General features: G+C 39.1%; 11 protein-coding genes. 1 reads left to right on the top strand and 10 read right to left on the bottom strand.

The window, feature by feature from the left end; translation table 11 throughout:
• Positions 1-40 precede the first annotated feature (40 nt).
• From polA to GEZ89_RS00930, 10 genes are all read right to left on the bottom strand, one after another.
• Positions 41-2,674, bottom strand: a complete 2,634-nt coding sequence (gene polA, locus GEZ89_RS00975; protein ID WP_153224659.1) for a DNA polymerase I — start codon at positions 2,672-2,674, stop codon at positions 41-43.
• A gap of 64 nt (positions 2,675-2,738) precedes the next feature.
• Complete coding sequence (locus tag GEZ89_RS00970; RefSeq protein ID WP_153224658.1) at positions 2,739-3,932, bottom strand: SH3 domain-containing protein; 1,194 nt, start codon at positions 3,930-3,932, stop codon at positions 2,739-2,741.
• A gap of 101 nt (positions 3,933-4,033) precedes the next feature.
• Entirely contained in the window at positions 4,034-4,300 is a 267-nt protein-coding gene (locus GEZ89_RS00965; RefSeq protein ID WP_000128621.1) for a Veg family protein, read from the bottom strand.
• Positions 4,297-5,655 (bottom strand): replicative DNA helicase, encoded by a 1,359-nt coding sequence (gene dnaB, locus GEZ89_RS00960; RefSeq protein ID WP_000852500.1) that lies wholly within the window; start codon positions 5,653-5,655, stop codon positions 4,297-4,299. The genes GEZ89_RS00965 and dnaB overlap by 4 nt, the downstream gene beginning before the upstream one ends.
• Before the next feature lie 42 nt (positions 5,656-5,697).
• Positions 5,698-6,150: a 50S ribosomal protein L9 gene (rplI, locus tag GEZ89_RS00955; protein ID WP_000864204.1), complete on the bottom strand. Its 453-nt coding sequence runs from the start codon at positions 6,148-6,150 to the stop codon at positions 5,698-5,700.
• Positions 6,147-8,120: a DHH family phosphoesterase gene (locus tag GEZ89_RS00950; RefSeq protein WP_153224657.1), complete on the bottom strand. Its 1,974-nt coding sequence runs from the start codon at positions 8,118-8,120 to the stop codon at positions 6,147-6,149. Before GEZ89_RS00950 ends, rplI begins: the two co-directional genes overlap by 4 nt.
• A 236-nt stretch (positions 8,121-8,356) precedes the next feature.
• Entirely contained in the window at positions 8,357-8,821 is a 465-nt protein-coding gene (gene tnpA, locus GEZ89_RS00945; RefSeq protein WP_153224656.1) for an IS200/IS605 family transposase, read from the bottom strand.
• A 172-nt stretch (positions 8,822-8,993) separates the two neighbouring features.
• Positions 8,994-9,536, bottom strand: a complete 543-nt coding sequence (gene hpf, locus GEZ89_RS00940) for a ribosome hibernation-promoting factor, HPF/YfiA family (RefSeq protein ID WP_045762429.1) — start codon at positions 9,534-9,536, stop codon at positions 8,994-8,996.
• 79 nt (positions 9,537-9,615) lie between these two features.
• Positions 9,616-10,278, bottom strand: coding sequence for a ComF family protein (locus GEZ89_RS00935; RefSeq protein ID WP_153224655.1), 663 nt, complete (start codon positions 10,276-10,278; stop codon positions 9,616-9,618).
• A complete protein-coding gene (locus GEZ89_RS00930; RefSeq protein WP_153224654.1) occupies positions 10,275-11,573 on the bottom strand; it encodes a DEAD/DEAH box helicase in 1,299 nt (432 codons plus the stop codon). Before GEZ89_RS00930 ends, GEZ89_RS00935 begins: the two co-directional genes overlap by 4 nt.
• Positions 11,574-11,628: 55 nt before the next feature.
• Between GEZ89_RS00930 and GEZ89_RS00925 the strand changes: the two genes are divergently transcribed.
• Positions 11,629-12,264, top strand: a complete 636-nt coding sequence (locus tag GEZ89_RS00925) for a YigZ family protein (protein ID WP_153224653.1) — start codon at positions 11,629-11,631, stop codon at positions 12,262-12,264.
• Positions 12,265-12,274: the final 10 nt, after the last annotated feature.

Below are 12,274 nucleotides of genomic sequence, written 5' to 3'. Positions count from 1 at the left end.
GTAACGTTCAAGGGGATTTTTTTGTCTACTAATGTATTTTTTACTTGGCTTCGTACCAAGTGACGCCTTCATTTTCATCAGCAATGAGGGGCACACTGAGTTGAATGGCTTCTTCCATGGTTTGTTTAACAAGTTTTTTAATAGCAGCTAATTCTGACTTAGGCACTTCAAGAACAATTTCATCGTGTACTTGTAGAAGCATCTTAGTCTGATAACCACCGGCAACCAAGGCTTTATCCAGCTGAATCATAGCGATTTTGAGAATATCTGCAGCCGATCCTTGGATAGGTGAGTTGATGGCTGTACGTTCCGCAAAACCACGAATGTTAAAGTTGCGCGAATTGATATCTGGCAACTCACGACGACGTTTGAAGAGAGTCTCTACATAACCCTTATCACGCGCTTCACGCACCACTTCATCCATGTAGTTTTTAATACCTGGGAAGCGTTCAAAGTAAGTGTCGATGTATGCCTTAGCCTCTTTACGGCTGATACCTAGATTATTCGATAAACCAAAATCTGAAATTCCATAAACCACTCCAAAGTTGACAGCCTTGGCATTGCGACGGTCGTTTGGCGTCACATCCTCAGGACGTTCAATTCCAAAGACCCGCATGGCTGTCGAGGTATGGATATCTGCCCCTTCTTGGAAGGCCTTAATCAAGTGCTCATCCTTAGAGATATGCGCCAAAACGCGCAATTCAATCTGTGAGTAATCCGAGCTGAGAAGGACACTATCCTCCCACTCTGGTACAAAAGCCTTACGAATGAGGCGCCCTTGTTCCAATCGAACAGGGATATTTTGCAAGTTTGGATCTACACTAGACAGACGCCCTGTCTGAGTCAAATCTTGCACATAGCGCGTGTGAATCTTACCATCCGCTAAAATCCAGTCCTGTAAGCCAATCACATAAGTGGATTGAATCTTAGCAATCTGACGGTAATCGAGGATTTTTTTGACAATCGGCGCAATCGGAGCTAGACGCTCCAAGACATCTACTGCTGTCGAGTAACCGGTCTTAGTTTTCTTGGTGTATTCGAGAGGAAGCCCCAATTTTTCAAAGAGTAGTTCTCCTAATTGCTTAGGTGAGTTGATATTAAACTCCTCACCAGCCAACTCATAAATCTCTTGCGTCAGCTTTTCAATCACCAGCTCATTTTCAGCCTGCATCTCAAGAAGTGTTTCTTTTTTGACCTTGATCCCAGCTATTTCCATCTTAGCAAGGACAAAGGCTAGAGGTTGCTCCATGTCATAAAGAAGGTCAAGTTGTCCGTTTTCGCTTAATTTTTCAAGTAAGACAGGCTCTGTCTCAACCAATACAGCAACCTTACGAGCCAAGTATTCCAAGAGTTTCTCTCGCTCTGGGATAGCTTTTTTGACACCTTTACCGTAGAAGGTTTCATCATCGGCTAGGTAAGTTTGGCCATAGAGACTAGCAATGGTTGAAATTTCATTATTCTCGACTGTTGATAGGAGATATTTTGCTAAGCGGCTGTCAAAAGCAGGAGCCTGCAAGTCCAAACCAAAGCGATTTAAGAGGACTTTTGCTTTCTTAAAATCATACACTTTCAGAGCTGTTTTTTCTAGAAAATCCTTAAGAATAGGATCCTGCAGAAGTTCCAGCTTATCTGTAGCATAGAGCTTGTCTCCGCATGACCAGGCAAAACCAATCAAGTCATCTGTATGGTAATTTTCACCAAAAAGTTCTAAGTGGAAGATGGAGTCTTCACTCAGCATATCTTGACTGACTTGGTCAACCATAGTAAAGTCCAATCTCTCAGCCACATCAGCAGATGATACATTTAAAGCCTGCTTAAGCTGTTTGAAACCCATCTCATCGTAGAATTTCCCAAGGCTTTCCACATCTGGACCGCTATAAACCAAATCATCCAGTCCAATCTCAATCGGCGCTTTCGTGTCAATCGTCGCCAGTGTTTTAGATAGGAAGGCTTGCTCCTTATCATTGATGAGATTTTCCTTCATCTTCGATGCCTTCATCTCATCAATATTTTCATAAATACCTTCAAGCGAGCCATGTTCTAACAATAGCTTGATACCCGTCTTTTCACCAATCTTAGTTACACCAGGGATATTATCCGACTTATCTCCCATGAGGGCTTTAAGATCAATGAACTGAGCTGGTGTGATGCCCATCTTTTCCATGAGATATTCTGGTGTAAATGCTTCGAACTCAGCTACACCTTTCTTGGAAATCTCAACCACTGTATGTTCATCTGTCAACTGGATCAAGTCCTTGTCTCCACTGACGATAGTTACATCAAAAGCATCCTTCTCAGCCAAGCGACCTAGAGTACCGATTATGTCATCTGCCTCATACTGAGCTAACTCATAATGGCGAATTCCAAGATGGTCTAGCAACTCACGAATAAAAGGAAATTGCTCACGAAACTCATCCGGAGTCTTGGCACGACCACCCTTATAATCAGCATACATCTCTGTACGGAAAGTCGTTTTACCCGCATCAAAAGCAACCAAGATATGACTCGGTTGAACACGCTCCAACAGGTGATTTAGCATCAAATGAAAACCGTAGATTGCATTGGTATGTAGTCCATTGTCATTTTTAAAACGATCCAGTTGCTGGTAAAGTGCAAAGAATGCCCGAAAAGCAACTGAAGATCCGTCAATTAGTAATAATTTTTTCTTGTCCATACACCCATTATAAAGGAAAGCAGGGAAAAATACCATTAGGAAGAGCCCAAATACTGAATAACACTTATGATGCTGGATTTTCTACTCGTGCACCACTGCTATCAACTTGGAAACCATCGATAGTCGTATTGACTGCTAAAGCTCCCGATGCATTCACATAGTAATATTTCCCTGAAACCTGAAACCACTGGCTAGCCTTCATAGCACCTGAGCTTTCAAGATAGTACCATGTTCCATTATCCTTTAACCAGCCTGTCTGCATTGCACCAGACGAGTTCAAATAATACCAAGTAGATCCATCTTTTAACCAACCTGTCTGCATTTCGCCAGACGACTTCAAGTAATACCAAGTAGATCCATCTTTTAACCAGCCTGTCGTCATTGTACCATCAGCTTGCAAATGATACCAGTTCCCATTAATCTTCTTCCAACCAACTGCTTTCTGACCATTTTCATAATAATACCAAACAGTTCCTTCTTTTTCCCAACCATTTTTAGAGCTACTTGTTTTAGTCAAGGGAATATAGCGTCTGTTTCCACTTCGTGAAATATAACTAATCCATTTGTAGCCTTCTTTTTCAAGAGTCTGGTCATAATGAACACTCTCTCCAGGTTCATAGTAATCAATAATAGTAGCCGTGAGTGATGGCTGATCCATAATGGCTGCTTTTTCTGTAAAAATATGTGTCCCACTAGATACGAGTGATAACTGATAATTTCCTGAGCTAGCGTTCCCCACATCTTTAAAATGAATGAATCCAGTCATAGAACTCGCCTTTACCGTTCGTCGATTGTACCTTTCTCTGACTCCATAATTGTATTCTTCAATTTCAATCATATCACCAAAAACATTGGATACCCAAGCGACATGACCATACTGTCCACTCGTATCCCAAGCGATAGAACCAATTGCTGGGCGCTGATCTACGCGATAACCTTCTCGTTTAGCACGATATCCCCATTCATTAGCATTTCCATAAGCCGCCGGAATTTCAAAACCATTGACATTACTCAAACGAAAGGCTGCAAAAGAAGTACACTGACGAGAATACATGCGCCATTTATCAATCTCCTGACTCCCATTTTTATAATAATAGGGATAATCATCTCCACGCGCCTGTGATCCATTGTTTGCCTGGTTGGCATGAACAGTTCCTCCACTAAATAAAAAAATACCTGCTAAAACTAGTGAAGCTGAGCCTACAGCTGTCTTTCTGAGAAAAGTTCCCTTTTTATGTCCTGCTTTAGTAAATATCATGCATTCTCCTTCAAATAGTTAGATTTTTGAGGTTAACCTCATCTATATCATTCGAAAGAAAATGAAAAAAGTGAGAAATCTTCTCACTTTCACGATTATCCTTAATCCAAATAGTGAATTAAATTCTTTTCCGTTAAAATATCTGAATATGTGAAAGATTCAACATAGACATTAGCTTGCTTGTCTCCTTCAACATTTCCAAACTCAACGATGAAGAGCGAAGGATAAACCTCAATTAGTTTTCCTAAACGATTTTTTTGGCGTTTACGACCATTTTCTAATGTCATTTCCACCACTTGTCCCTCATGCGCCTTAATTTCTTCTTTGATCTTTTTCATTTTAGCCACATCTGTAAATGCGTCTGTCATCTTGGTTCCTCCATCTTCGAAATACTTGAAAATTTATTATATTCTTTTTGGAAAATCAATTCTACCGTTCCACGTGCACCGCTACGGTTTTTCTCGATAATCACTTCGACCTTATTATTTGGGATTCCTTCCTCTTCTTCACCACCGCGCTCATAATAGTCATCACGATAGAGAAAAGCTACGATATCAGCATCCTGCTCAATAGATCCAGATTCACGAATATCAGACAAAACTGGTCTCTTATCTTGGCGTTGCTCTACACCACGAGAAAGCTGACTAAGAGCTATAACTGGAACTTTGAGTTCTTTCGCTAAGATTTTCAACTGACGGGAAATCTCAGATACTTCTTGTTGACGATTTTCTCGACCAGTCCCTGTGATAAGTTGAAGATAGTCAATCAAAATCAAGCCTAGATTACCTGTTTCCTGAGCCAGTTTACGGGAACGAGAGCGAATTTCTGTGATCCGAATCCCTGGTGTATCATCAATGTAGATACTTGCATTAGCCAGATTACCCTGAGCAATCGTATACTTGCGCCATTCTTCCTCAGTCAATTGCCCTGTACGGATAGAATGCGACTCTACCAATCCTTCCGCAGCCAACATACGATCGACCAAACTTTCAGCACCCATTTCCAGAGAGAAAATAGCAACTGTCTTGTCTAGTTTGGTTCCGATATTTTGCGCAATATTCAAAGCAAAGGCTGTCTTACCAACCGCAGGACGAGCTGCCAAAATAATCAATTCTTCCTCATGCAGACCTGTCGTCATGTGATCTAAATCTCGATAACCTGTCGCAATACCCGTGATATCCGAAGTCTGTTGAGAACGAGCTTCTAAATTCCCAAAGTTGATATTCAATACATCGCGAATATTTTTAAAGCCATTTCGATTAGCATTCTCACTAACATCAATCAAACCTTTTTCTGCACGAGCAATAATTTCGTCAGCAGGCTGAGAAGCTTCATAGGCTAGGTTTACAGACTCTGTCAACTTAGCGATTAGGCGTCGAAGCATAGCCTTTTCTGCTACAATTTTAGCATAGTATTCCGCATTGGCAGAGGTCGGCACTGAATTGACAATCTCAACCAGATAAGACAAGCCTCCGATAGTTTGTAAATCACCCTGGCTATCTAGTATCGTCCGAACTGTGGTTGCGTCAATAGCATCTCCACGATCAGATAAGTCAACCATAGCTTGAAAAATCAAACGGTGAGCATACTTAAAGAAGTCCTGTGAATCGATATATTCTCGGACAAAAACGAGTTTAGTCTCATCAATAAAAATAGCTCCTAAAACAGATTGTTCTGCTAGAATATCTTGAGGCTGAACACGCAGTTCTTCAACTTCTGCCATCAGACTTTCCTTCCTTTTACAATATTGTCAACCAATCGTAAATTAAGCTTCCTTGACACGGAGATTGATTACACTTGTTACATCTTGATAAATCTTAACTGGAACATCAATCAAACCAACTGCTCGGATTGGTGATTGAACTTGAATGTGGCGTTTATCAATTTTAATACCAAATTGTTTTTGCAATTCTTCTGCAATTTTCTTGTTGGTAATAGATCCAAATGTACGTCCATCTGGACCAACTTTTTCAACAAACTCAACGATGGTTTCCTCTGCTTCCAGTTTCGCTTTAATTTCCTTAGCTTCTGCAAGCATCTCTGCATGTGCTTTTTCTTCTGATTTTTGCTTACCACGCAACTCACCAATAGCTTGAGCTGTCGCTTCCTTAGCAAGGTTTTTCTTAATTAAAAAGTTTTGTGCATATCCAGTTGGCACTTCTTTAATTTCACCTTTTTTTCCTTTACCTTTAACATCTGCTAAAAAGATTACTTTCATTCTTCTGACTCCTTTTCTTTTGTTTCATTAAAAATAACTGTTTTCAGTTTGTCTCCTGCTTCTTGCAGGCTCATATCTGTCAACCGCGCTGCAGCTAAGTTAAAGTGACCACCGCCACCTAACATTTCCATAATTCGCTGGACATTAATCTTACTTCTACTTCGGGCAGAAATAGAGATTGCTCCTTGACTATTCTTAGCAAGTACAAAGCTGGCTTCTATACCAGACATGGCAAGCATAGCATCAGCAGCTTTACTGATAACTACGGTATCGTACTCTTTATCCTCTAAAGCTTGAGCAACCAAAATTGATGGCTGTACCATTTGCCCTTGTAAAATTAACTCATTTACCAAACGATATTCTTCAAAATCCGTTGCCGCAACCTCCTGAATCACAATACTATCACTGCCTCTTGTTCTGAGATAGCTTGCTACATCAAAGGTACGACTTGTTACGCGAGAGGTGAAATTCTTTGTATCCAACATCATTCCACCCATAAGAATACTAGCCTGAATACGACTCAAACGTGTTTTCTTAGAATTTTGAAATTGAATCAACTCCGTCACCAGCTCACTGGCACTGCTAGCTCCACTTTCTATATAAGTAATGACTGCATTATCTGGAAAATCTTGGTCCCGACGGTGATGGTCAATGACGATTGTCTGTGTAAACAAGTCATAAAACTCTTTAGATAAGGTCAAAGCCGTCTTGGAATGGTCAACCATCACAAGCAAGGAACGTTTGGTAACCATTGTCATAGCCTGGCCTAAAGGAAGAAGTTTTGAAACACCCTCCTCTTCCAAATAGTTGATAGCTCGAGCGATGTCTGGAGACATCTGCGTAGGATCATAAACCACATAACTATCTTCCAGTACATTACTCGAAAACAACTGCATCCCAACCGCTGAGCCAAGAGCATCCATATCCAGATTCTTATGACCAACCACAAAAACTCGATCGACACTTTTAAGTTTGTCTGAGATAGCCGTCATCATGGCACGAGTTCGTGTCCGAGTACGTTTAACTGATGCTGCTGAACCGCCTCCAAAGTAGATTGGATTTTTGGTTTCATCATTCTCTTTTACAACTACTTGGTCACCACCACGAACTTCTGCTAAGTTGAGATTGAGAAGAGCAACCTTCCCAATCTGGTCATGATTCCCATCACCATAAGAGAAGCCCATACTCATTGTCAGAGGTAAATTCCGTTGCTTAGCTTCCTCACGAAAGGTATCAATCACAGAAAATTTATCCTGCATCAAGTGATCAAGTACGGTATAGTCCGTAAATAAATAGAAACGATCCATACTCACTCTACGCGAAAACATAGCATATTTCGTACTAAATTCTGAAACAAAATTTGCAACAAAACTATTGATATGACTAATATCTGATTCAGACGTTTCATTTTCCAAATCATCATAGTTATCAACTGAGATAATTCCAATTACAGGACGACTTGTTACCAATTCAGCAGTCGCCTCATACTCACCAGAAACATCAAAAAAGTATAAGACACCCGAATTTCTATCCAAATGCACTGCATAACGTTTCTCCCCAACAATGGCATAAGCCCCTGGAGTAGAAATCGAACTCTTTAAAATCTTTTGAAATTGAGGAAAATCAATTTCTCCATCCTCGGTTGTCAAAATTAACTCCGCATAGGGATTGAACCATTCAATCTCACTGCTGTTCATATTTAATTTAACAACCCCGACAGGCATTTGCTCTAGGAGGGCACTCAAACTATCCGTAGCCTGATGATTGACATACTGGATTTGCTCGATATCTGTTTTTTTGTAATATTTTTTCTGGAAATTAAATAGCAAAACATAGAATACAATAAATAAAAATAGACTTGCTATAGTGATAAGATTATCCTTTACTAACACAATCAAAATGGTCATAATCGTAAAGGTTACCATAGCAATCAGATACATAAAAAAGGGATTTATTTCATTTTTTTTCATTACAAACCTCTTGCGCATTATTATACCACAAATGTAGCCAAAAAGCGACTTTTAAAGAGGGAACCCTATATTCAGATAATCGTAAAATATCTAAATCATAACCACCCGTCTAACGGGTGGTTTGCACCAGGGCTATAAGCCCAAATTACCAGCCAGCGCCTAAAGACGCTGGCTTTCACGTTGTTCAAGCCTCATTGCTCTTGACTCGTCACTTGCCTCTTAAAGAGGCGTGAGTATTACTTACCACTATCCCTAAAGGGATTCTCATATTCTTTCACACTTAATTTATCAAGTGCTATATCATGCTTTTCCTGATCTTGTATGTATTTCCTTATCGTGGCTTCATTAAGCCCTACTGTACTCACATAATAACCTTCTGCCCAGAAATGCCGATTCCCAAACTTGTACTTGAGGTTGGCGTGTTTGTCAAACATCATGAGTGCACTTTTACCTTTTAAATAACCCATAAAACTCGAAACACTTATCCTTGGTGGAATACTTACTAACATATGTACATGGTCTGGCATTAAGTGACCCTCGATAATTTCAACACCGTTATAACTACACAAACGATGAAATATTTCACCTAAACTACTCCGATATTGATTATAGATGACTTTTCGTCTATACTTAGGGGTGAACACAATGTGATACTTACAGTGCCACTTTGTGTGTGATAAACTATGAGACTTTTGTGCCATGGTTTTCTCCTTTCGCTTTACAATTGGCTTGAACACCTTTATTGTATCGCGTTTGGAGTTTTTTTGGTATAACTTTTGATGCGCACCTAACGGAGCGAGACGGACTAATAGTCACATAACTAAAAAGTGGTTTACACTAGTGTAAACCACTTTTACAAACTAATTATTAAGATTATTTAACTTCTAGAAGACCGATATCTCCATCTTCACGACGATAGATAACATTTGTTGTTTCATCTTCAACATCTACATAGATAAAGAAGTCATGTCCCAATAAATCCATCTGTAAGATAGCTTCTTCCAAATCCATTGGTTTCAAATCAATTTGTTTTGAACGAACAACTTTTGGTTGTGCTACATCTAAGTCCTCAACTAAAGCATCTGTAAAGAGTTGACTTGTTGATACTTTATTTCTGTTCTTACGTTCAATTTTAGTTTTGTTTTTACGAATCTGACGTTCAATCTTATCTGTCACCAAATCAATAGAACCGTACATATCTTGAGAAATATCTTCTGCACGAAGAGTAATAGATCCAAGCGGAATGGTTACTTCTACTTTAGCAGTCTTTTCACGGTAAACTTTCAAGTTAACACGCGCATCCAATTCTTGGTCTGCTTGGAAGTATTTTTCGATCTTTTCGAGTTTAGAAACTACATAATCACGAATTGCTTCTGTTACTTCTAGGTTTTCACCACGGATACTATATTTAATCATATAAGTACCTTCTTTCTAAACATATTTGTTTTTCTAATTATATTATAACGCTTTCATATTTTTTTTGCAAACTTTTTCCTCATCTTGCGAGGGAAAAAGTTTTAATATTCTGACAACCAGCTGCTAAAAGCATACTTTTAAGACGATTCAAGGTAGTTCCAGTTGTATAAATATCATCAAAGAGTAAGATATTTTCTGGGGGCTTCACTCCACCTTTCAATAAAAATGGAAACTCTGCAAGTAAGCGATCCGATCGATTTTTTGAAGAACTAGCCTCAACTTCTTTTTTAACCAAAATATCCAGATATGCTAACCCAGTATCCTTTATCAAACCCTCAACTTGATTAAATCCTCTACTTGTAAAACGCTCGTCACTCAGAGGAACAATCACAATCTGATAGTCCTTATACTTCTTTAACTCTTTTTGCAATATCTCAGAAAATACCTTTCTAAGAAGATAATCACCATCAAATTTATAGTGACTAAAATATTCTTTCATGGCCTGATTATAGGAATAAAGAGCCACATGATCAACCTTTACACCTTTTTTACACCAAAATTGACAATCTTGACAGATGATTGACATTCCTTTTTTAAAACAACTAGGACAATGATTACCACCAATGCTCTCGAAAGACGAAATACAGGATTCACAAACTAGTTCCTCCTCCTTTTTAAAACAGAGGAGGTTAGTAAAAGTTATCTCTGTTTGCAAGCTTTTACCACACAATAAACACTTCATACTCCTGCCTCCTGATTCATTTGCTTAATCTCCTTTATGGCTTTCTTAATGGACAGATTGAGTCCGTCATGGAAAAATATCAGTTCTCCGGTAGGACGATCCATGCTTCTTCCAACTCGCCCACCAATTTGTACTAAACTTGACTTGGTAAAGAGTTGATGATTGGCTTCCACCACAAAAACATCTACACGAGGGAAGGTAACTCCACGCTCTAATATAGTTGTGCTTATTAATATCGTCAACTCTCCATCTCGAAAGGCCTGTACCTGCTCTAATCGGTCTTCCGTAATTGAGGATACAAAGCCTATTTTCTCATTCGGAAACTTCTCCTGCAAAATTTCTTTTAGTTTTTCTCCCTTTTTAATCTCAGAGGCAAAGATTAGTAAGGGATAGGCCGTCTTTCTCTGTTTCTCAATGTAAAGTTTTAATTTTGGAGGTAAGCCATTTTTTTCTAAATATCTATTAAAATGCGATAACCAGATTGGCTTGGGAACAATGAGAGGATTTCCATGAAAACGACGAGGTAAACTGAGACGCTTTAACTCCCCTTGTTTAACTTTTCTATCTAACTCATCAGTTGACGTTGCTGTTAAAAATATTCTCAATCCGGTCTCCTTTACACAATTATTGACAGCATGGTAAAGTACAGGATTATCAACATAAGGGAAGGCGTCTACTTCATCCACAATCAATAAATCAAAAGCTTGATAAAATTTTAATAGCTGGTGAGTGGTTGCTATAACCAAAGGAGTACGAAAATAGGGATCCGACTCCCCATGTAATAGCGCAATATCACATGCAAAATCATTTTGTAGTCGTTTATGGAGCTCTAGGCAAACATCAATTCGTGGACTGGCCAAACAAACAGCTCCACCTTGATCAATCACCTTGGCAACAACTTGGTAAATCATCTCTGTCTTACCAGCTCCTGTCACTGCATGTACCAAGGTAGCCTCCTTCTTATCTACCGCCTGAAGGAGTCCTTGTGATACCCGCTCTTGAAATGGAGTCAGTTGACCTGACCATTTTAGTACATCTTGCTGTGGAAACCTTTCTTGCGGAAAATAATAGAGATTTTGATCACTTCTTATTCGCTTCATAATCAAGCATTCTCGGCAATAAAAAGCACCAATAGGCAAATGCCATTCTTCTTCTATCTGACTACCACAACGCTGACAATATTGTTGACCCTTTTCTTTTTTCATGGATGGAATTTGTTTTGCTTGTTGTCTCTCCTCATGACTTAATTCTTGCTCGGTAAAAAGGCGACCGAGATAATTTGGATTTACTTTCATATTTCTTTATTCGTAAAATGTAGAACTTTACGCTATTTTTTAGTACAATAAAAATATGGAATACAGAACTATAAAAGAGGACGGACAAGTCCAAGAAGAAATCAAAAAATCACGCTTTATCTGTCATGCCAAACGTGTCTATAGTGAGGAAGAAGCTCGTGACTTTATCACAGCTATCAAAAAAGAACACTATAAAGCTACCCACAACTGCTCTGCTTTTATTGTCGGTGAGCGTAGTGAAATCAAGCGAACTAGTGATGATGGAGAACCTAGTGGGACTGCTGGCGTTCCTATGCTAGGAGTTCTGGAGAATCACAACCTTACTAATGTCTGTGTGGTAGTTACTCGTTATTTTGGTGGTATCAAACTAGGAGCTGGTGGTTTGATTCGCGCTTATGCTGGTAGCGTTGCTCTAGCAGTTAAGGAAATTGGCATTATTGAAATCAAAGAGCAAGCTGGCATCTCCATTCAAATGTCTTATGCCCAATATCAAGAATACGGTAATTTTCTTAAAGAGAATAATCTTATAGAATTAGAGACAAACTTTACAGACCAAGTTGACACAATGATTTTCGTTGACAAAGAAAGGAAAGACGATATCAAGGCTGATCTCATTGAATTTTTCAATGGAAAAGTTACTCTAACTGACAAAGGTTTACGTGAAGTTGAAGTACCTGTAAACCTATCGTAAAGAAAGGAAA

Source organism: Streptococcus mitis, assembly GCF_009496285.1.
Taxonomy (GTDB): Bacteria; Bacillota; Bacilli; order Lactobacillales; family Streptococcaceae; genus Streptococcus; species Streptococcus mitis_BP.
This window is presented reverse-complemented; position numbering and strand designations above follow the sequence as displayed.